Genomic DNA, 23,129 nt, shown 5'->3' on the forward strand with positions numbered 1-23,129 from the left:
ATATGTGTAGATGGATATCATCTTAAATACATATATAATTACCTTTAATTTTCTGACATGATTTCACATAATTCTTAAACTGATTTTTTGCGTACATTATGAAAAAAATTGCACTGTGTCAGTCTTTAAAAGATTATATATCATAACTTTAAGAGAGGAAGGAAAACTATGAAGATGAAAAGAAAAATCATTATGACAACAGCACTTGCAGCTACATTAGCTACAGGTGTGCTACCTACTACCTCGGTGTTTGCTGCAGAAAAAGAGGCTTCTATTCAACCAAAAGAGGCACAAATGAGTATTCAACCTTTTGCACAAAATAATTTGGAAACAGCCGTTCAAGCTGCCTTAAATGGTCCAGAAGTCAAAAAAATTAAAGTATTTGAACATGAATTTAATGTAAAAGAAATAGAAGTAGTAAATCTAGGTGCAGGAAAAAAATATGTTAAGGGGCAAATTTCTCATCATTTAAGTTTTCGTCCAGATGATCAATTTTATTATGAGTTTACAGTACAAGATGGAAAGGTACTAGATAAACCTGTATTTAATATTGATAGAGGTGGTTGGACACCATTTGCTGCTCCACTTTTATCAATTCTTGCTGCTTATAATGGAATTCCAGTTAATCCAAATGATTTAAATGCACTTGGTCAGCAGATTGGTAAAGTTATAGATGGAAGCTGGGAACATGCAGCCCAATCAATCGCAACTGTAGTTAGTCTAAGTTTTAATGAGTAGAATTTTTCAATTTTTATTAGCATTGTAGGGATTCACTTTTTGTAATCAGCCTTGTTATAAGAGATTCTAAAACAGCTATTAATAAATTTTTACCACTCATTCACATTATCTTGATTAGTTTACCACCTTATCATTCATTATATGTCACAAAATAGAAGTCTTTTTTAGGACTTCTGTTTTGTTTGTATACAATACGATAAACAGTTATTTTTTGGAGGTTATACTTCGATTTTTCAAGAATACGTTTAGCTATTAGGTACAATTCATTAAAACAAATTATTAAAGTCTCAAATAACTTACTCCCCCTATTTTTAATTATTTTTAAATACAAAAATTTATTATCTTAAGAATGAAAAACAATAAATATAGGAAAAAATCATCTAGCTATTGTTTAAAGGTCAGGAGAGATAAAATGAAGAAAATAAAAATGAGAAATTTCATTAAAATTAGCATCCTCACTTGTATTACACTAGCAAGTTTAAGTACATCATCTACTATTTTAGCTGATAGTCATTCAGGTTATTCCTATGAATCCAATATAGGATATCAAAATCCAGCGTGGATGTCGAAAATAGAAGATTCTACAAAATTAAGTGAAATATCTATTCCAGGGACTCACGGTACAATGGCTTTACATGGAGCAAGCTTTCTTGATGAAAATTTGACAAGAAATCAAACTATGAGTCTATCCCAACAATTAAATTCTGGAATCCGATATGTAGATATGCGTGTTAAACGTGTAAAAGATTCTTTTGCAATGTATCATGGCATTGTAAATCAAAAAGCTGTGTTTGAAGATGTATTAAAAGAGACAATTCAATTTTTAAAAGATCATCCAACAGAAACAATATTAATGCGCCTAAAAGAAGAAACTACTCCTGAGAGTGGATCTTTATCATTTGAGGAGATATTTTTAAAATATAAAAACGTTAATGCTTCATATTTTTGGAACCCTAACTCCGTACCAACTTCAGATAGAAATAATCCTACTTTAGGAGATACCCGCGGAAAAATTGTAATCTTACAAAACTTTACATCCACTCAATTGTACGGTATTGATTACGAAGGTTTGAATATACAAGATAAATTTGAAATTGGTGGCGGACCAGACGAAATATATGCAAAATGGATTGCGATAAAAACCCATCTACAAAATGCAAATACTAACTTTAATAATGGAAAAATTTATCTCAACCATTTTAGTGGTACGGGGGGCGCAGCGGCATTTTTAAATAATGTATATCCTTGGTTTATTGCAAGCGGAAAAGAGAGCAGAAATACTGATAGTAGTCCTAAATTGATTCAAACGAATTCCACAAATGCATGGAGTGATTTCCCTCGCGATAGAAACGGACAAGTATACTATGGGGGAATGAATACACTTGGGACCGAAATCTTACAACAAGGCGTAATTAAACATTCTGGTATCATCGCAGCTGATTTTCCTGGTCCAGGTTTAATTGATAGTATCATTAAATTAAATGGTATACATTCTAATGAAAAAGAAATATTAATTTCGCAAATATCATCTGAATCTAGTCCTTTATCCGGGCAACAAAATCGATCCAGTCAAAACTTTAAAATTGATAGTTTACCTGTAGGTACCAAAGAATTAAAATGGGCTATTGAGCCTTCAGAAAAAGATTATTCTTCTACTATCGCTTTCAATGTAATGATTGATGTCTCCCTAGGAATAGATTCTACTCGTTGGAAAAACATTTCACATGGATCTAGGACTGAAGCTTACACAAATACTAAATACTATATTGCAAGTCCAATGGGTGCCACTAACAAATTCACAGTGAAAATATACGCTATTACAAATTAGAAAAAAAGAATCCCAATGAAATTCCATTGGGATTCTTTTTTAATTTCATTTCGTAAACATTAGGATGGGGTTTAAATCTTATTGATTTATCATTTAAATCATAAAATAATTCATATTTGGAACAGCCCTTAATTTTCAAAAGAAAACCCAAAAATGTTAACTACCTTTTCCCACCTGTCACTTATTCAAAACTGGCTTCCAAAGCGATAAGGCAAAAATCCAATTTGAGTCGCCATTTCCTTGATGATTTTGAACTGCTTCATACACTTTTCCCTCATGTACTACTCTATCGCCTTTAGTATATGCTTTTCTTGCATCCCATTTTTCATATGTGGAATCCTCTGACTTTGTTGTTACATTCAAAACATCACTTCTACTAGATTCATTTCCAGCTAAATCAACCGCCGTCACTACATATTTATACGATGTATTAGCCTTCAAATCTTTATCCATAAAGGATGTATTTGCCGCTGTCCCAATTTTATTCATAACCCCAGCGCTTTCTCTATATACAATATAATGGTCAACACCTACATTATCTTCAGACGGACTCCACATCAAATCAACAGTTGTCGCTGTTGTACCCATACTATGTAATCCTTTTGGTTGAGTTGGAGCCTCTATATCTGGGATTGCATGTGTTGTCTTAACCTTTAGTTTTTCACTTTCTTTTGATATGTTTCCAGCAGAGTCTAATGCCTTTATTGTATAGGTATATTCCGTATCTGCTTTTAGTTTTTTATCAATAAAAGTTGTACCTGGTACCGTATCAATTACTTCGCCATTACGTAACACTTGATATTCTTTTACACCTATATTATCAGTAGAGGCCTTCCATGTTATTTCAACACTATTGGCAGAAACTTTAGAGGCATTTAATTCAGTTGGTTGACTTGGAGCTACTGTATCAGGAGACTCATTATTTACTAAATTTACATCAATTACATTATAAAACGCATTTGACGTATCTGATACATCCCATACAGCTAAAATAACATGATAACCATTACGATCAGTTGGTACATTAATTGTATGTGTTAAATTATTTGATGCGGCCGAACCGTCATGTTTAACAGTTCCAATTGGTTCTAATTCAGCACGTGTTAATGGTTTATTAGGATCCCATCCCTTTTTTGTAATGTAATAATGCCATTTACTTGTAGGATGTGCTGCTGTATATTTCCATGTAAATGTATTTGCTCCACCCTTAATTGTATTTTTGAACCAACGATTTGTTGTTTGTTGGTCAAGAGTTCCTCCAAATAGTCCTCCTGCCGAAGCGATTTTACCATCAATCGGTCCACCATCTGGAAACCCTTTAGGTGCTTCTAGACTTTGAGGTTCATACATTACATTTCCACAATTTAAATTTAATGCCCCATAATCCTGACTACATAAAGCAGCACGGCTACTTGGCTTTTCAACAAATCCATGTGCATAAGCACTTTGAGGAATCATAGTAATAGCCGTTACCCCTGCAGCTAAAACACAAGCACCAATTCCTTTTTTACTTTTTCTTAATCTTTCCAATTTAGATGTTAATTTCAAATTCATTCTTGTCCCCCCAATATATTATTGTTATCGCTAATATAATAGCAATATAGGGATAAACAAACAAATCACCAATTAATATATTAATATCTCTCCTAAATTGGTACATTTATTATTATTTTTAATCTCCTATAAAAATAAAGTAAATACAATTACGCTATTTTGTAACATTATGTATTTAAAGAAGAATAAAAACCTCATTTTATTTCACAAAAAATTCAAATATTAAAACGGATAGTTAAATCATGTAGGAAAAATAAATTTTTTATATTACAAAAAAGCAAAAGAAGTCTGGAAGAAACCGATTATATCCGTTTCTTCCAGACTTTCACTTCTTTTATACCTCTCACAAATCCTTTAACCTTAAACATATACACTTGAAGTTAAAACCCACATAACTAATATAACCTATATGTTGACTAGCTTCTAAATGTTAAAATTCATAAATTAATAGTAACAGACCAATTAAAACAAGCCATTTAGCAAACACATATAATATTCTTACTAATTCAATCTAACGCTTAATTACTTATAAAATAACTTAAGGTATCTAGCTTAACTGTATTTTCTTTATTAATACCATTGTCTACCCTGCATTTCCTTACTTTAAACAGATCATCAAGAGATTGTTAATGTTTAAGGAAAAGCCATTTTTCATTATCATATTCTAAAAATTTATTATGTTATTTTTATCTAATAAGGCACAGAAACAAAGGGTAAACTTCAGTGTGCTTGAGAAACGTTCTTAGGATAAAACGTTTAAAGGGTACTTTAGTACTGAGTTTTTATTAAATGTTCCTGTACCTAATATTTAAATTAACGTATGTCAAAATATTTTACAATACGAGTGTGAAACGTTACATATTTCTATATAAAATGATACATTTCATCAGCACGCCTCTTCTAATATTGATGCTAAATATAGAAAATTCAGCTCGTTAGGATTTAATTTTAGAATTCTCATAAAAGCATATGATAGATTAGGCACGTAATTGTCACAAATTAATAGTCTATATACTTTTTAATTACCTATGAAAACTCTATTACCACTTTATTATTTACTCCTAAACTAAGGCACATCTATACCTACAATTTCTTAAAACTCTTTTAGATAATATTTCAAAAGAGTCGATAGTTTTATTTTTTTATTTTTTTTATTTTTTTATTGTACATTTGTGCATTTGATGTTAGGATTATGCCTATTAAAATTGAATCCTAACGATTCTTCTTTATAATTTCTATATTTTAATTGTTAAATAAAAATATAGATTCTGATATATATATTCAAAATCAGACCTAAAATGTTTTTATTTCACAATAATGTCGTGGCATACCTTTAGAATGGAAAGATATATGCAACAACGTGTTAAGGGGTTACAGGAGGAACAAAAATGAGAGACTTTTTTGATGATAAGTACAAAAATATTGAATTAAAAAGGAGGTTAATAAATTTAATAAGTGAAATTAGCGAATTCAAAGGAAAATTAGCTGCTTATCAGGAACAAAACCCTGACATATTTAATAGTTTAGAAAAAACTATACCACTACATTACATAAAAAATTTCACAACTATTTATGAGGATATAAAAGTTCCTAATAAAAGATTAAAAGAACTTATTTTAGATGATATAGTACCTCAAAATATTTCTGAAGATGCTATTTTTTGCTATTATCAAACACTTTCTTTTATACATAAAAACTCCTGTACTTTATTAATTAATCCAGCAACTATACAGGAATTACATTTTCAACTAATACATTACATTACCTCTGACAGTGCCAAATGGCGTGAAAAACCTTTTATTATTCCAGGAGTTCCAGAACATGGAATGCACTTGAATAGTTACCGCATTCTTCCGCATGAACTTATCCCACAGTTTATGGAGCAATTATGTGATCAATACAACTCATTAAATACTAGTAAGGGGCTACATTCACTTTTATTAATAGCTCGTTTTATATTAAATTTTTATTGCATAGTCCCTTTCAATCAAGGTAATAACAGGCTGGCATTTATGTTAATGCAATTGCTGTTAATTAAGAGTGGACATACATTTGTAAAATATGTATGTTTGGATAAATATATTAAGAAAAACGAATCTGATTATTACAATTCGATTTATAAATCTTCCGTGAATTGGTACTGCGAGGAACATAATAATAGTTTTTGGTTAAAAACGTTTTTAACAATTATATTAGAGGCTTACAAAGATCTTCATAACACAGTTCTAGATTCTATATGTAAACATACTAAAGTTGAGAGAATTCAGGATTTTATACTTAAACAAAAACAACCTTTTACTAAGGAAAGTATTCGTAACACTTATCCAGACATTGCAGAAAGTACAATCAGTAAGGCTTTAAATTCCTTGCAAGTGTTTGGCCATATTAAGCTAGTTACAAAAGGAAGAAACGCAACGTGGATTAAGATTTGACCATACTTTCAATACACATGAGGTTTAAAAATTCAATTATATCCTTATCATTGAATTTCATGACTTTGAGCTCATATTCATTGAATTTCATTTTAATTTTAAGCTAATATTACTTTTTTAGTCATTTCTAATTCCAACAAAACATTTTATAGGAAAAGGTCCGCTTTCCCCCGCCTTTTCCTATAATCAAATGAAATATAAACATAAAATAATTGTCGAAAAAAGTCTAATTTTAATATTTTTTCTTTATTTTCTGGTTGTAAACGCTTCTATTTCGTGTTACCATCTTAATCAAACAATAGATGGTCATAAAAATGAAAGTATTTCTTTCCCTTAGAAACATATAAACGTACGGTAATCTCAAGAAAATAAGGCCAAAGCAATATTTGATACCTACGAAAATAATTAATAGGAATTTTGCGCATATATTTTTCTGTTAATTCAGAAAATGCATTTTGTCCCTAAACAAAATTTATTAGTGCGCAAAATTCAAATACACTAGAACACCCAAATAAATGAAATATCCTTTTTCATTGAGTGTTAAGGTATGAAAAAAAGAATTCTTCCTACAAAATTCAGCTGATTAACTTAAAGGCATCTACATTAATACCTTAATCGCCATCTATTGTTGATAACATATTTACCAACTATGAAAAAGAGCCTATCAAGGGTTCTTTTTTATTATAATCATTCAAATTTCAATTCTTATCTTGATACTTAGATTTCCACACAAATTACCTCTATTTTTTGCTCTCAATTATTGAATTAATAATATAGCACATCAAATTTTATGAAGTCTTAGCTCCAATTTTTTTTAAATTAGTGAATAAAATTCAATCATATAAAAATAATAACTACAACTAATCGTTATATATTAAAGAGGTGTCAATTTTGTCCTTAAATGAAGAGACCTTAGAAACTAAGACAGATAAATCCATTGAAAAGATCCAAACAAGTAACTTAAAACAACTTAAACATACACTAGATGATATCTTTGATATTAGTGCAGATTTGATTGAACATCCTTTGCAATTAAAAACAAAAACGAATATTTTATTATATTATTTTGAAGGCCTTACAGATGGTGTCGCATTAAAAAGCAATGTTGTTACACCATTATTACAAAACGTAAATGAAGACAGTCAAATATTTAATTCTAATATTATTGCTACTCATACCAAAATAGTATATACATGGAATGAAATTAAAGAAGGATTACTTGAGGGTCAATGTGTACTGTTTATGGAGGGAGAAAAGCGGTCACTTCTAATAAATACAAAAGGCTGGGCAGAGAGATCCATTCAAGAACCGATTTCAGAAGTTACTATTAAAGGCTCACATGATGGTTTCATTGAGAATGCCACAAAAAATATAGGCCTAATTCGTCGATATATTCCTTCTACAGAGTTAAAAATCAAAAAGCTGACGATTGGAGAACGAGCCACTTCTTCAGTCTATTTAATTTACTTAGGTGATGTAGCAAACGCAGATGTAGTCCAAGAAATAGAAACTAGAATCTGTAATATTAAAACGGATGCGGTATTGGGCATTGGAGAACTATCTAATTATACAAAAGATCAAAATTGGACTCCTTTTCCACAGGCTTATTTAAGCGAACGTCCGGACGCCATTTCAAATCATATACTTGATGGAAAAATAGCAGTATTAGTTGATAGATCTCCTGGCGCGATGATTGTCCCAATGAATTTAATTGGATTTTTTCAGACTCCAGATGACTATAATATACATTGGCTCATTGCATCATTTTTTCGTTTATTACGATTTGCAGGATTTATTATAGCGATTTTTTTACCCGCAATTTATATTGCTATCGTCTCTTTTCACTTTGAAATCATTCCTTTAGATTTATACACTTCTATTGCAACGTCAAGAGTCAAAGTCCCTTTCTCTCCCTTACTGGAAGCTTTTATAATGGAAATCACACTAGAAATGCTACGTGAAGCTGGTATTCGCTTACCACAGCCAATAGGACAAACAATTGGAATTGTTGGAGGGATTGTAATTGGGCAGGCGGCTGTTCAGGCTGGTCTTGTGAGTAACGTTATGGTTATTATCGTATCTATTACTGCCATTGCATCATTTATTGTTTCTAATTACGATTTATCAAGTTCTATACGCCTTATTCGTTTTCCAATGATGTTATTGGCATATTTTTATGGCATTGTAGGTATTGTTAGTGGATTAATGCTCTTATTTGCTCATTTTGTTTCGCTAACTTCCTATGGTTCACCATACGGATTGCCAATCGCACCATTTCGTCTCCAAGAGCTAAAAGATTCATTTGTAAGATTTCCTATTTCTATGATTACCACCCGCTCGAGTACAGGGCAGCCGAAACAAAAAAAGAAAAAAGAAGGTAGTTCGCATGGGGAATCTTAAATTCCAAAACATAACCTTATTTGAATTTATTGTTTTCATTCATTCACTGCAACTAGCCTCAGGTATGTTAATTATGCCAAGCCCACTTGCTAATACTGCTGGCACAGATGGCTGGATTTCAATCATTCTTGGATGGATTGTTACTTCTATAATCGGCGTACTTATTATATTAATGTTACAAAAAAATCCTGACAAAAATTTCTCACAAATCTTAAAAACATACTTTGGTAAATGGATAGGGACAATTCTTTTTCTTTTATACGCCTTTTATCTATTTTTTGCTGGGTTTAATACTTTATTAAAGGCAACTGATATTGTAAAAGTGTGGATATTCCCTTCCACTCCAGCTTATCAAATCGCCATATTATTACTATTGCCTTTTATTATTTTAGCCCTGAGTGGGTTAAGGGCCCTTACTAGTTATTCTATGCTTGTTTTCTTCTTCACTACTTGGATGCCACTATTTCTTCTTTTTTCATTAAAGAGTATGTATGCTCCTTTACACCTACTACCTATTTTTAAAGATGGCTTATACCCTATTGTAAAGGCAACGAAAGAAACCATTACCCCTTATGCCGGCTTAGAAATTGCATATTATATATATCCGTTCTTACAAAAAAAACAAAAAGCTATAAAGGGACTACTAATTGCGAATACTGGAACCATGTTTTTCTATCTATATGTGACTATTCTTTCTTATATATACTTTAGTCCAGAGGGGATAAAAGACGTAATTTGGCCAGTATTTCATCTGTTAAAAGGAGTTCGTTTTTCTTTCATAGAACGATTAGAAATTATATATATCGCTTACTATTTAATTGTATTTTCCACTACAATATATCCATATTTATTTTTCAGTTTTGAGTCTGTGACCATTTCACTTCAAAAAAACGCTCGCAATTGGGCGCTGGTTGGTTTTATGGTATTAATAGTCGGCTTATTTATTTTTCTAAATCCCAATGTGGATCAATATTTATTTATATATTCTCTTATGGATATCTTAAATATCATTTTCTTTATTCTATTACCAATCTTATTTTTCGCTTACAGCATTCTTTTTGCTTGGGTTACTAGGAGGAAACAACTTTGATTCGAAAATGGATATGGATTGTAATTTGTTGTATATGTTTAATTGGTTGTAGTCAGAGAATTCCTCTTGAGAAGGTTTCATTAATCCTATTAATTGGCTTGGATAGAGCCCCTAATGGAGACATAAAAGTTGGCACAAGCATCCCACTCTTTCATCATAAACAGCAACAAAGTACTATAGAGCAATGGACCCAGGCATCAACTGTATATAATGGCTTCAGTAAGATAGATACAAAGTTAACGGGCTATATGACAGCCTCCAAAGCTGAAATCATTTTAATTGGGAAAAAATTGGCGCGAGAATCAAATTGGTTGCAGGAACTTGATTCTTCTTACCGTGATCCTTACGCTACCATTAATGCTAAAGTAGTACTTGTAGATGGACCTGTAGAAGAAATTTTTACAATTAATAAGCCAGATAAACCATCACTACCATCTTATATAAGTAGTGTAATTGAATCCTCCATCCAAAATAATCAATCCGTTTCTTCTACGATTCAACAATTAACGAGAGAACAAAATGAAGAAGGAATGACACAAATTGTTCCAGTTATCAAAAAAACAAAGAATGAAATTGACACGATAGGAATTGCACTTTTAGATCGACAAGGAAAATATTTAACTCGTATCCCTAAAAAAGATGTTAAGTTCTTCAATCTTATAAATAAGTCAAAAAATACAGGCCGGATGATACTACACCTTGCGCTTCCTCCTAAAAAGTCCAACAAAAAAACAAACACTTCTATCTTCGTACAGAATGCGAAAAGGAAGATAGATGTTAATTTTAAAAACGGAAAGTTTGTATTTAATCTCCAAATAAATGCTAATGTAGCTTTAATAGAAAAAACCAATGCGAATTTAATTAAGGAGCATTATGATAATAAAAAAAATATAAATAATTTAGAAAACGCTATCGAAAAAGAAATTAATAAGGAATTACAAAATATGTTGGATGAAATACAGCAGAATAAAATTGATCCAATCGGATTATCCCTATATGCTAGAGCTTTTCAATATAAAGAGTGGAAAAAAGTAAAAGGAGATTGGTCGCAAGCGTTAGCAGAGGCTAAAATAAATGTAAAGACATATGTCAAAATAAAAGATACTGGGACCATTAGAAATTAAAATAGACTAGTCTATTTTTCTGCTTAAAAGTATTTCTAAGTGGAATTTCCCTCTTCAATATTTATCATGTAAAAGGTACTAACTCGAAAAAACTCTTTCCGTTCTTTTAAAAGGCAATAATTTAATTACGTTGCTGCTCTATATTCAATAAAACAATTAAAAACTAAAAATGTAATATTAAATATTTTTTCAGTTAAGATTATGTTAAGATTTACTTCGTAGTCGAATTATGGTTTCGTATCTAATTCAGCAATATGTGAACTGTTTACCTAAAGAAAAGACACCCAAAAGATGTCTTTTCTTCTTTTAATCTAAAAAATATTTTCCTCTTCAGTAAGATCCAATTATCCCTCTAATCTAAACATCATATTTAGAAGCAATTTAATCAAGGTATTCAAGAGTTTTCACCTATTTCAATATGGCTATAGTTTAATTTAAAATCACATTTCCAGCACTATATTTGCTTTCTTACAGATTTTCTATCTTGTTCTTAATTCTGTCAAAATCCTCATGTAGCTATACAAAGAATTTATGCTATTATGATACTAAGAAACTATGCGTTCACTTAACCCTGTATTTTTACAGGGTCTTTGTTTATTTTATTTACTTTTATTGGCTTATAAGATTTAATACGCAACCAATTTCAATTAAAACCATTTAAATGTTAGTTAGAATTTGAAATAATATATCTATTGGCTTTTTTAACAAATAAAATCTAATATTAAATTTCTAAATGTATACTGTACTAAATGCCAGTTAACACTATATACATAGTGTTAACTATATTAATTGAATATTATTAATAGTAAGTATAAATATTATCAATTTACTATATATTACATTTATGTAAAAATAGATGTATGTTAAGCTTATTCAAAATCTTTCCCCTAATAAAGATTTGAAGTAGCATTTCATGATTCTCCTTACTGTTAATATGCCTTGAAAAAGAACCCTATAGGGTTCTTTTTCTTTTCATTATAACCTCAATAAGTCCTTATTTAACATGCAAAAAGGACTGCTAATTACTTGCAGCCCTTTTACACGTTAATATACACTTGTATTAATTACTTAACACTTTCTTGTATTAGGCATTTATACAAACTAAACATGCCATTATTATTTAGATATATAACACTTCAAAGTTTAGAAGTATACAATAACAAATCTTTCCCAGCTCCCAGCTACATAACTAGTAGCTGTTAATTCTCTACCACCATTTGCTGATAAATATCTACCATTACTTAGTGCTTGTAATACATATATCCTATTATCCCCACCATTATATAAGATAAATTTTTCCCATGCCCCAATTGATGTACGATCTGCTACTACTCTACCATTTGGCTCAAACGAAACATACTTCCCATTACTTTTAGCTTTTAAAGCGTACGTATATAATTCCCCAGTCGGAATTAATTCAAATTTCTCCCATTCATTAACTGCATTACGATTTGCTATTACATTTCCCAAAGGCTCAGCAGAAACATATTGTAAATTTGCTGCCTGTATAGCAACTGTCCAACTTCCATTAAATAAATTCACGCCTTTTAGTGAACCTGCTTTTGATAGATTGGCTGCCGATACATCATTCGATGGTGTAATCATCAATATCATTAAAACCATCGGCAACATCATTAAAACTAACTTTTTTGAGATTGTATTACCACTTGCACATGTTATGAACCCCTTCATTCTCATTCCTCCCTTAATATACATAGAACTCATATACATCATACCAAATATGTAAAATATTGTAATGGAAGGGAGGGTTTATCAATAAATACCTTACTATTCTGTTTCTTTTTTCTCAAATCTATAGCACTTAAACATTTATCAATTCTCAAGCACATTTTTTAAATTTCCCCCCCTGATAAACAAATGTAGCAGTTGATGGCAAGGAGAGTATATACAAAAGAGAGAGTATTTTCATTTCACTTTTCTTTAAATAATAGCCAAATAGCCGTTCATAATGAACGACTATTTGCATCTAACTAATAATGAGAAGGTTCTTCATGTTAATCTATTTTGTTTAATCCCGTTGAAGTAACTTGATAGATTCTTTTTTTGCCTATATATTCTTGTTTATTATTCTCAAGGTTAATAAGTGTAGCGCGTGTCTTTTCCTTTACTGCTTCCCCTTCTATATGGGTAAACTCAATGTAATCTCCCACTTTTACGGGCACCGTTTGGATTTCAGCAGTTTGTTGTCTATTTCCCACTATTTCCTTATTATACACAACACTACCGGTTGAATTCTTTACTGTAATACTTGCATACGTATTATTAAAGTAAGAATGTGGTACGCCTGCTTCTAAATTCACCTGCATTTTCTCTGTTGTCCTATTATAATCAACTTTTGCGATTTCTCTATCACTATATCCTTTTAAAGACCACCCAAAATGATTTCCATCTAAAACCGTTGTTTCTGGCATTTTTTCTACTTTCTTCAAGCCTTCTTTTGTAACTTCGTACATGACTTTTTTTCCAAAGCTTTCTTGTTTACTGCTGTCTACATTTATTAAAGTAGCTCTATGCACACCTTCTAGGTGTGTCAACTCAATATAATCCCCTACTTTAACTGGAACTTTTTGCGATTCAGCATTTTGTTGTTTGTTTCCATAAATGTCTTTCTTGTATACTACTTTCCCTGTTGCATTTTGTACTTTAATACTCGCATACGTTTCATTAAAATAATGATGCGGTACGCCTGCTTTTAAGTCGATTTGCATTTCTTCTGTCGACTTATTAAAATTAACTTTTGCAAACTCGAAATCACTAATTCCTTTTAGTGACCATGCAAATTGATTTCCATCTAAAATTGTTGCTTCGGGCATTTTTTCTGCTTTCTTCAGACCTTCCTTTGTAACTTGGTATATTGCTTTTTTTCCAAAGCTTTCTTGTTTACTATTACCTACATTTGTAAGAGTAGCTCTATGTACACCTTCTAGATGTGTTAATTCAATATAGTCTCCTACTTTGACTGGAACTCTTTGCGATTCAGCATTTTGTTGTTTGTTTCCATAAATGTCTTTATTGTATACTACTTTTCCTGATGCATTTTGTACTTTAATACTCGCATACGTTTCATTAAAATAATGATGCGGTACGCCTGCTTTTAAGTCGATTTGCATTTCTTCTGTTGACTTATTGAAATTAATTTTTGCAAACTCGAAATCACTAATTCCTTTTAGTGACCATGCAAACTGGTTTCCTTCTAAAATACTAGAAGAGTTCGGGATATCTGAATTAAAACCTAAGTTATCTAATATAGATTTTAGATCAGGTAAAACACCTATTCTATCATTCCACGGATCTTGAGATTTTGTTCCTGTATTCGGATTACTTAAGATAGTTCTTAATTCGGCTGGTGTATAAGGAGAACCTCGATGCTCTTTAGCAATACCTTGAATCGAAGTTGCTGCTCCAGCAATAATTGGTGAAGCACTTGATGTTCCACTAAATGTTGATGTATATAAATTTGTAGTATTTTGACTTGGATTTGCTGATGTTGTATCAACATTTTCTCCCCATCCATATACATCTAATCGACTTCCATAATTTGAAAACCATAAACGTTTATGTGGAACAGTTGATGATCCCGCCCCAACCATAATAGCACCTGAATCCTTGAAGTCTGGACTATTTCGATTTAAGATTTTTTTTCCATTACGATCTTTAAAATTATCTAAGTCGTTTGAACCATTTGCGCCAGCTTCTATAATAATAATCCCTTTATCTGCACCAACACGAATTGCATCAAAAATATCTGGATGTACTTCTACAGGTAAATATTTATCCCCATACCCATCATACGAAGCTTGTGCCTCTAATAAAAGAATATCTCCCGCTTGTAAATTATGTACAGCACTTAAAATAGCATCCGCTGTATTATAAATTCCATTATCCCTAATCTGGGATATTACTTTTACATTTGCTTTTGGTGCAATTCCAATATTTCCAATTTGATTATCTTCAGATGAAACAATTCCTAATACAGAAGTACCATGAGCTCTATGCTGGCTTATATTTTGTCCCGACATAAGCTTAATATTTTTATTAACTAAATCCTCATGGTTCAATAACCATCCATATTCCATATCCACAAAAGTTGTATCCTTCCCGTCACCACCTTTAATGCTCCAAGCATGCGAGGCATTAATTCCCTTTGGTGCCGCTTCAAGATATCCTTGATTTTTAAATCTAGGATCATCGTACGGATTAACAGATAAATTTGGTAACTGTATTTCAGGGGGTGTCAAAATTTGTTTTTCTTGTATATAAGCCTCCTCTACAAGAGGAGATGTTTCAAATTTTTTTAGTAATAATTCTATTTCTATGTTATTAGGAGCTTGTACAATATAATAATTTAATAAATTATTAGCTGATTCATTAGCAACTGATTTAGATTGTACTGATAATTTTTCAATCTCTATCGGATTTACAGATGAGAACAGACGATTCAAAGTAAGTTCTGTATTTTCGGAAAATAACCTCTTTAAATTGTTATCATAATCCCCATTTTTTATTCGTTTCTCAATACCATCTTCATAAGGTAAGTCAATTTGATTTTTAAACTTTACAATTAATCTTTCTTCCTGTGAATCTCTTTCTTTGTATGTGACATTATAAGATTCAGCGTAAACTTTATTATGAATACTATCATTTTGTAGGATTAGATCTGTTCCTACACATGTGGTCATTGCAATTGATGAAATTAGAAACCCTTTGAATATGTTCATACTATACCCGCCAATCTATATTCTCTTGAGAATTTTTTAATGCGTATAATGGTTAAGATTTTTATATAATATATAAATCTATAATTTAACTTTTGTAGTGAAATCTATGACTTTATTAATAATCCCATAGAGGTAACCTGATATATTCTTTTCTTTCCCATATACTCCTGTTTACTATTCTCAAGATTAGTAAGTGTGGCGCGTGTCTTTTCCTTTTGTGCTTCTCCCTCTATATGAGTAAACTCAATACAATCTCCTACTTTGACTGAAACGGTTTGGCTCTCAGCATCTTGTTGTCTATTTCCTATAATTTCTTTATTGTACAAAATATTACCGGATAAATTCTGGACTTTAATGCTTGCATACGTATTAGTAAAATAAGAATGGGGTATACCCGCTTCTAATTTAAGCTGCATTTTTTCTGTTGCTTTGTTATATTCTATTTTCGCGATTTCTCGATCATTATATCCCTTTAGTGACCAAGCGAATTGATTTCCATCTAAAACCGTTGTTTCTGGCATTTTCTCTACTTTCTTCAAGCCTTCTTTTGTAACTTGATATCTTGCTGTTTTTCCAATGGTTTCATTTTTGTTATTTTCAAGGTTAATTAAAGTTGCTCGCATTTTTTCCTTTGTTGATTCTCCTTCTATATGGGTAAATTCAATGTAATCCCCTACCTTGACGGGCACAGTTTGGCTTTCAGCATTTTGTTGTTTATTTCCCACGATTTCCTTATTGTACAGAACGTTACCAGAAGAATTCTGGACCTTAATACTCGCATACGTACTAGCAAAATAGGAATGTGGTACACCTGCTTCTAGTTTTACCTTCATCTTTTCTACCGTTTTATCATAATCTACTTTTGCAATTTCTCTATCACTATATCCTTTTAATGACCAGGCAAACTTGTTTCCTTCTAAAATTGTTGCTTCTGGCATTTTTTCTACTTTCTTCAGGCCTTCCTTTGTAACTTCGTATATGGCTTTTTTTCCAAAGCTCTCTTGTTTACTATTATCTACATTTGTAAGAGTAGCTCTATGTACACCTTCTAGATGTGTTAACTCTATATAATCGCCTACTTTGACTGGAACTTTTTGCGATTCAGCATTTTGCTGTTTGTTTCCATAAATCTCTTTGTTATAGACCACTTTACCTGATGTGTTTTGCACTTTAATACTTGCATATGTACTATCAAAGTAGTCATGTGGTACACCTGCTTTTAGATCAATTTGCATTTCTTCTGTTGATTTATTTAAATTTACTTTCGCAAATTCAAAATCTCCAATCCCTTTCAGCGACCATGCAAATTCATTACCTTCAAAAATGTATGGAGATTCATTTTTGATTTGTACCTTTTTCTCAACAGTTTGATCAAATATATCCGTTAATACAATTTTTGCATAAGCATTTGTTGGTAATGATATAGATTGACTGATTCCATTTTGATAAGATTTAATATCATTAATTACGTTAATAGGTTGGCCCGTCATATTTTCATTGTTATAAATTTCAATTTTCCCCTTAAATTGCGGTGTACTATTTTCTTTTAGTTTCCAAGATACATTTAATTTTTCATTTTCATAATATATAGATTGGATATCAAAATCTAGTTTTCCTATTTCAGGTTGAGTAGGTTGATTTAGCGTGAATATTTTTCCTGACCCAATAGTAGACTGCGTATTACCTCCTGCTTTGACCCATACATATTCTGAAGTAGATCCTCCATCATATTGATAAGTATTATCATGCGTTCCGGAAATACTTTGATTATTCCAAGAACTCCATTGTTTATCAACTAATTTTCGGCTGTAACCATTTTTCAGGCGCGCTTCTCGAACATTCTGTCCACTATCAGCCCAGTCTTCTTGAAACATTCCTAATCCATGATTAAATGCAACATTAGCAACCGGAAAGTCCATAATTGCAATTTGATGCCATTTATTCTTTGTTACATCTTTCATCCATTGTCCAAATTTAGTATGACCATTTTCTTGCCATGAACGCATTGTCATTGTGTACCAATTGTAGTCTTTCCAACCATAAGTTGTTTGAACCTTCATTCCTGTTCCTTCTCCTCCAAAGGGTCCAGCTTGCGAATTCGGAGATAAGTATTCGGCCTTTATTGCTTCTTTAGAGGAAATTGGATCCCATAAGGCAAAATGTAAAGTACGTTTTCCATTTTCATCAAACCCACTTTGTTGTTGAAAACCAGCATATCCTCCAGCTTCACCACCTGCATTCCAGTTGTGTACAGCCCAGTACGTATAAGGTGGTGTCTGAACTGGTGACCAGTCTATACTAATAATATCTGAGGCAGGTATATTTTTGGGACTCACATAAACTGCTGGAGCAGCTGAATGTGTTGCAGCTTTAGTGTGCAAAATAGACGTTCCAAACATAGAAAACATGCTACATGCTGCGGTCATTATAATAACTTTATTAAATCTTTTCTTCGTTTTCTGACTAATCACTAATCTACATCCTTTTCTAATTTTTATCGTTTTCCGACAGAAGACTCCTTCCTCAAAAATGTGAAGATGTGAAACACCAATTTTAGGTGGGAGATTAATGTCGGTTGGCATAAGCCAACATGTTTGTTATCATTTACTTGTACAGATTGCTCTTCGAAAACTGAAGATATGAGGTTGGTTGCAGAAAAACGTTGCAACCGTAAAATCTTCAACGTTCTATCGCCCCATGCTTGCCGAAGTTGCGAGAACCAAGCTAAAGTAGGGAGTGTGGTGCGTTAACGTACAAGATACTTATGTTCTCACCGTAGAGACTACGGGTAGAGCCTGCTAAGATAACCGGTGGATACACCGGTGTTCGCAGGAATCTCCCACTTCAAAAAATCCGTAAGGGCGTTAAGTGGTGAGTAGTTCAAGTTGTTCTATCTTCACATGTGATTCTTACATGTTATTTTATTGTAAGTTGTTTCCATAAAGATAACGCAAATATCCAATTCGGGTCACCATTTCCTTGATGATTTTGAACCGCTTCATACACTGTCCCTTGATGTTCTACTTTATCGCCCTTTGTATATGCTTTCTTTGGATCCCATTTTTCATAAGGTACATTTTGATCTTTGGTTTTTACCGGAAGGATTTCACTTTGAATAGATGTATTTCCAGCTGCATCTACAGCCTTCACTGCATATTTATATTCCTTATTAGCTGTTAAGTTTTGATCAATAAATGTCGTTCCTTGTACGGTTTGAATCAATTGTCCATCACGTAATACCTGATATTCTTTTACACCTATATTATCTGTAGAAGGATTCCATTTTAGCTCTACACTGTTAGAAGTAAGGTTGCTTGCATATAATCCTTGTGGCTGTGTGGGAGCTTCTGTATCTGGTTTCGGATTAACAATTTGATTTACTTTTTTCAGGCCATCCTTTGTAACTTCATACATTACTTTTTTATCAAGGCTTTCACGTTTATTATTATCTAAATTTATTAATGTTGCCCTCTCTCCGCCTTCTAAATGTGTAAGCTCAATAAAATCGCCGGTCTTTACTGAAACTTTTTGTGTTTCAGCATTTTGCTGTTTATTCCCATAAAACTCCTTGTTATATACTACTTTACCTGATGTGTTTTGCACTTTAATACTTGCATATATACTATCAAAGTAGTTATGTGGTACACCTGCTTTTAGATCAATTTGCATTTCTTCTGTTGATTTATTTAAATTTACTTTTGCGAATTCAAAATCTCCAATCCCTTTCAGCGACCATGCAAACTGGTTTCCTTCTAAAATATTATTTACATTAGGCATATCGGGTTTAATTGGATTAGAATCCGTCCCCTTCCAAATCTCTGCTGTTAAAATTGGATATCCTAATGCAGCTACTTTTTGAATGGTATCGTTATTTGGACGTAATCCCCACTTCTCAAAGAAAGGAATCAAATTTTGTTTGGCTACTTTTGATGCTGAAATCATAAATAATTGTTTTTTATTTTCATCAGTTTGTGGAAGTTCACTTGAAGGCATGTCTCTATACAATTGATGCAATTTAGGATAGAAATCCTCTCCATACGCTAACTGTAGTTGCCAAAGCATAACAAGTTTTACAAAAACATCGCTAATTTCATCATAATTTTTATTCACTTGTTCTAGATATTGAAATGCTTTTGGATAAATTCCACTTTTCTCTAAGTTGGATGGTTGATTAAATGCTTTTTCTACAGTAAGGCTGTATATATTATTTTGTACTTCTGTCATATTATAAAACTTCCAGGGCGATTGTTGTCTCAAATGTCCTGACTCATGCCAAGGGCCCCAGCCATCTGTTATAAATTTATTAATATCTAACACGTATTGGATTGCATCTCCTACATATGCTGTTCGATAAGAAGTTGCATACATATAATAATCAGGAGAATGATTTTCTTCTACGTAATGAACATAATGTTTATCTACTTGTTCTTCAGATAATCCAGCTACTTTGTCTTGAATTCGAGTAGCTTCATCCATCTTTTTTAAGAGTTGTACAGGATCTGTATTAGAACCCAACAAATATTTCTTAACACGTGCAGGGCTGGCCGTAATTAATACACGTTCTCCTTTTAACTCCACTGCATGTGCATTAGGATATTGGTCCAGCATGTTTATTAAATCTTGTTTCGTATGCTTTCCTAGTTCAAAGAAAGGCGTAGTCGTTCCACCTGTTGTGATTGTTGTTCGAATGGTACCACCTTGTTGTTTATTATAAAAATAAATCATCCCTCCATTTGGAGATTGGATTGTGTTTATACCAGGTTTTAATGTAAATGATTTTATCTTAGAATCTTCTCTCCAAGAAGCATCATACGAATACGTTCCAATATATACCTGAATATCTTGATTACCTTCTACATTAATCGTTATTTGTTCATTTGGCTTTGCATATAAACCAGTTGGTTCATATGGACTAAATGCCATACTTTTTCTTTCCTGTTGTTTCAGTACCTCAACATCCCCTTTTCCTGGGACTGTAAATGTTCTATTTTCTGATTTAACTGACTTTTCATTTTGCAGTGATGTCGATAAATTTTTTTGCTGCTCCTTTTGCTCCGCAAAGACATCCGATGAAGAAATCATTCCAGTCGCAAGCATAGTTACTGTAGCAGTAGCCGCAAGTATTTTTCTAGTTTTATGTTTTGAATTATTCCCCATATTATCTCCCTCATTTTTCCTTAGTACTCTTAAGTTTTTTTGTTTTCTTCTTCATGTTTTTACAATCTAAACTATTCATACTATTTAAGTTGTGTCTATTACTCTATATTTTTTCATAAATATCTCCTTTTCTTTATGTATTATTGTATATAAATGTTATTTGATGACACATTAAATAACAACTTTACGATAAACTCATCGATAACAGCCTATTATGTTTTGATTCTGTATTCTAAACTTCCATCCAATTAGAGAAATATATCCAATTGGAGAAATAAGTAAATAAATTACAACATTTAAAGGTTGGGATCTCACGAAAAATTCATAAAACTTTTTTACTTTAAAGGTTTAAACAATTGTGACCACATTTGTTTGAACCTCCACAATTTTTTTCTAAGCTATTCTCTAAAAATCTTATTTTTCGTTGTAAATAAACCTGATTGGTACTCTTTATGCAAAAGAAAAGATGGAATCTTTAATTCAACTCCACCTCTTTTCGAAATAAAAAGCATCTAATTCTATTTGAATTAGATGCTTACATTTAGTCCTTAGACCTAATATTCTAAACTATTTACTCGTTTGTAAATCTTTTTTTATTACATCCCAGAGTGAATTATCTTGACGCATCGGTTTACCCTCTTCATCCCATTTTATTTTTCCTGTTCCCAATTCATAATTCATCCCTGTCCATGTGTCTTCACGGAATGCATAGAATGATTTATGCCATCCTTTTTGGTTAAAGATAGAAATAAGATCTTGCATGTATTGGGTAGCACCTGGAACAGTACGGTTAATTCCAAACTCCTCTGCAATAATTCGATTAGATGGTACATGGTTTTTCTTAGACCATTGTTGGATTGGCTTCAAAAATTTCTCTAATCCTTGTTTATTCCACATTACAGGTTTCTCTAAATCTCCTACTTTTACTAATCCTGGATATTGATATTCCTTGTTTTGTTTTTCACCTTGGCTCGTTAATTCATATGGTTCATACATATGAAATGCGTATAGTGTTTTTTTATCATTTACTGGTTTTAAATATTTAAAGGCCCATGGAGTAGCATATAAACCCGAATCTAAAATAACCGGTGTTTCTCGGTCTACTTCACGTATGGAATTAATCACCTTTTGATAGAATCTGTTTAAATCTGCTGTCGTTCCCTCTACTTTTGCATACCATTTCTCGTAATCTTCTGTCCAAAAATCATTATATCTATTATTTTTATCTGTTTCTGGATGTGGTTCATTTATAATATTATAACCAACCACCGCGGGGTGATCTTTTAGTTCCAGAGCGAGGTCCTTCCAAAATTGACTTGCTTGTTCTTGATACTTTTCTTCTTCCCATATTCTGTCGTCATTCTTATTATTATTAAATTGGCGCCATCGATTACCAGGTAAGGATAACATTGTAAGAACAACTTTCATTCCTTGTGATTGTGCGGCATCTAAATCCGCCTTTAATTTTTCTAGATCTTCCTTTACTAATCCCTGATAGTTATCTGCATTACCTATCAGAAAATCCTTTCCAGAAGTATCTGGTTTATCTTCAAATAGAAAATCTTTATCTTTCGCCCATTTATCAGGTGCTAAACGAACATATTCAATATTAGCTTCTTTTGCACTTTTATAGTTTTCAGGTAATGAAGTACTATTCATGAAATTAGTACCCTTTCTTTTCGAATCCCAAAAACTAATTTTTGAATCGCTCTTATGAAAGGTATCAGCTCTTACATTCATTTCCTGTACTCCAAAACTCATCATGCCTAATAACGCAACAATCGGCAAAATTTTTTTCACGACTTTTCCTTCTTTCTCTTTATATTTAACACACTTAACATAACTTCATTTTGTTACAGGAATATGGCAATTTCCCAAAAACACTTTTTATGTTTATAAAACCAAAGTTCATTTACTCATACAATAAAAGAAAGAGATAATTAGAACGTTGCTTCATTTAAAAAAAACAAAAAGGAACCCTTTACGGATTCCTCTTTGCCTTGCACTCTTTTTCAAATAGTGCATTTTTGCACCTACTTTTAATATAACTCATAATTCCAATAAAAT

The 23,129-nt window shown here is 31.9% G+C and carries 12 protein-coding genes; 6 read left to right on the forward strand and 6 right to left on the reverse strand.

Features of this window, described 5'->3' with window-relative positions; genetic code table 11:
• The first annotated feature begins 168 nt into the window (after nt 1-168).
• Together JDS98_RS06715 and JDS98_RS06720 are read left to right on the forward strand one after the other, a co-directional pair.
• A complete protein-coding gene (locus JDS98_RS06715; protein ID WP_098164338.1) occupies nt 169-738 on the forward strand; it encodes a methyltransferase in 570 nt (189 codons plus the stop codon).
• Between the two features lie 412 nt (nt 739-1,150).
• On the forward strand, nt 1,151-2,566 hold the full coding sequence (locus tag JDS98_RS06720; RefSeq protein WP_199633672.1) for a phosphatidylinositol-specific phospholipase C: 1,416 nt from the start codon (nt 1,151-1,153) through the stop codon (nt 2,564-2,566).
• Between the two features lie 177 nt (nt 2,567-2,743).
• Here the strand turns inward: JDS98_RS06720 and JDS98_RS06725 are convergent, their stop codons facing one another.
• Nucleotides 2,744-4,120, reverse strand: coding sequence for a lytic polysaccharide monooxygenase (locus tag JDS98_RS06725; protein WP_097957428.1), 1,377 nt, complete (start codon nt 4,118-4,120; stop codon nt 2,744-2,746).
• Nucleotides 4,121-5,508: 1,388 nt separating this feature from the next.
• On the opposite strand from JDS98_RS06725, the gene JDS98_RS06730 reads away from it, so the two are divergent.
• From JDS98_RS06730 to JDS98_RS06745, 4 genes are all read left to right on the forward strand, one after another.
• A complete protein-coding gene (locus JDS98_RS06730) occupies nt 5,509-6,552 on the forward strand; it encodes a Fic family protein (RefSeq protein ID WP_016130658.1) in 1,044 nt (347 codons plus the stop codon).
• Nucleotides 6,553-7,443: 891 nt separating this feature from the next.
• Nucleotides 7,444-8,952: a spore germination protein gene (locus JDS98_RS06735; protein ID WP_199633673.1), complete on the forward strand. Its 1,509-nt coding sequence runs from the start codon at nt 7,444-7,446 to the stop codon at nt 8,950-8,952.
• The gene (locus JDS98_RS06740; protein WP_199633674.1) at nt 8,939-10,042 is read left to right on the forward strand and encodes a GerAB/ArcD/ProY family transporter; all 1,104 of its coding nucleotides are present in this window, start codon (nt 8,939-8,941) and stop codon (nt 10,040-10,042) included. Before JDS98_RS06735 ends, JDS98_RS06740 begins: the two co-directional genes overlap by 14 nt.
• The gene (locus tag JDS98_RS06745) at nt 10,039-11,166 is read left to right on the forward strand and encodes a Ger(x)C family spore germination protein (RefSeq protein WP_199633675.1); all 1,128 of its coding nucleotides are present in this window, start codon (nt 10,039-10,041) and stop codon (nt 11,164-11,166) included. The genes JDS98_RS06740 and JDS98_RS06745 overlap by 4 nt, the downstream gene beginning before the upstream one ends.
• A 1,143-nt stretch (nt 11,167-12,309) precedes the next feature.
• On the opposite strand, the gene JDS98_RS06750 is transcribed toward JDS98_RS06745, so the two are convergent.
• The 5 genes from JDS98_RS06750 to JDS98_RS06770 all read right to left on the reverse strand — a co-directional run bounded on the left by JDS98_RS06750 (nt 12,310) and on the right by JDS98_RS06770 (nt 22,862).
• Nucleotides 12,310-12,858, reverse strand: a complete 549-nt coding sequence (locus JDS98_RS06750; RefSeq protein WP_098911254.1) for a fascin domain-containing protein — start codon at nt 12,856-12,858, stop codon at nt 12,310-12,312.
• A 323-nt stretch (nt 12,859-13,181) separates the two neighbouring features.
• Entirely contained in the window at nt 13,182-15,905 is a 2,724-nt protein-coding gene (locus tag JDS98_RS06755) for a putative mucin/carbohydrate-binding domain-containing protein (protein ID WP_199633676.1), read from the reverse strand.
• 104 nt (nt 15,906-16,009) lie between these two features.
• On the reverse strand, nt 16,010-18,376 hold the full coding sequence (locus JDS98_RS06760; RefSeq protein ID WP_199633677.1) for a putative mucin/carbohydrate-binding domain-containing protein: 2,367 nt from the start codon (nt 18,374-18,376) through the stop codon (nt 16,010-16,012).
• Between the two features lie 445 nt (nt 18,377-18,821).
• The gene (locus JDS98_RS06765; protein ID WP_199633678.1) at nt 18,822-21,062 is read right to left on the reverse strand and encodes a M60 family metallopeptidase; all 2,241 of its coding nucleotides are present in this window, start codon (nt 21,060-21,062) and stop codon (nt 18,822-18,824) included.
• 567 nt (nt 21,063-21,629) lie between these two features.
• Nucleotides 21,630-22,862 (reverse strand): glycoside hydrolase family 5 protein, encoded by a 1,233-nt coding sequence (locus JDS98_RS06770; protein ID WP_199633679.1) that lies wholly within the window; start codon nt 22,860-22,862, stop codon nt 21,630-21,632.
• Nucleotides 22,863-23,129: the final 267 nt, after the last annotated feature.

This window comes from Bacillus cereus group sp. N11 (assembly GCF_016483605.1).
Taxonomy (GTDB): domain Bacteria; phylum Bacillota; class Bacilli; order Bacillales; family Bacillaceae_G; genus Bacillus_A; species Bacillus_A toyonensis.

Excerpts from the sequence above, each read along its gene's own strand:
- JDS98_RS06715 (WP_098164338.1), top strand. The coding sequence starts at position 169 with ATGAAGATGAAAAGAAAAATCATTATGACAACAGCACTTGCAGCTACA.
- JDS98_RS06725 (WP_097957428.1), bottom strand. The coding sequence starts at position 4,120 with ATGAATTTGAAATTAACATCTAAATTGGAAAGATTAAGAAAAAGTAAA.
- JDS98_RS06750 (WP_098911254.1), bottom strand. The coding sequence starts at position 12,858 with ATGAAGGGGTTCATAACATGTGCAAGTGGTAATACAATCTCAAAAAAG.
- JDS98_RS06740 (WP_199633674.1), top strand. The coding sequence starts at position 8,939 with ATGGGGAATCTTAAATTCCAAAACATAACCTTATTTGAATTTATTGTT.
- JDS98_RS06755 (WP_199633676.1), bottom strand. The coding sequence starts at position 15,905 with ATGAACATATTCAAAGGGTTTCTAATTTCATCAATTGCAATGACCACA.
- JDS98_RS06730 (WP_016130658.1), top strand. The coding sequence starts at position 5,509 with ATGAGAGACTTTTTTGATGATAAGTACAAAAATATTGAATTAAAAAGG.
- JDS98_RS06765 (WP_199633678.1), bottom strand. The coding sequence starts at position 21,062 with ATGGGGAATAATTCAAAACATAAAACTAGAAAAATACTTGCGGCTACT.
- JDS98_RS06720 (WP_199633672.1), top strand. The coding sequence starts at position 1,151 with ATGAAGAAAATAAAAATGAGAAATTTCATTAAAATTAGCATCCTCACT.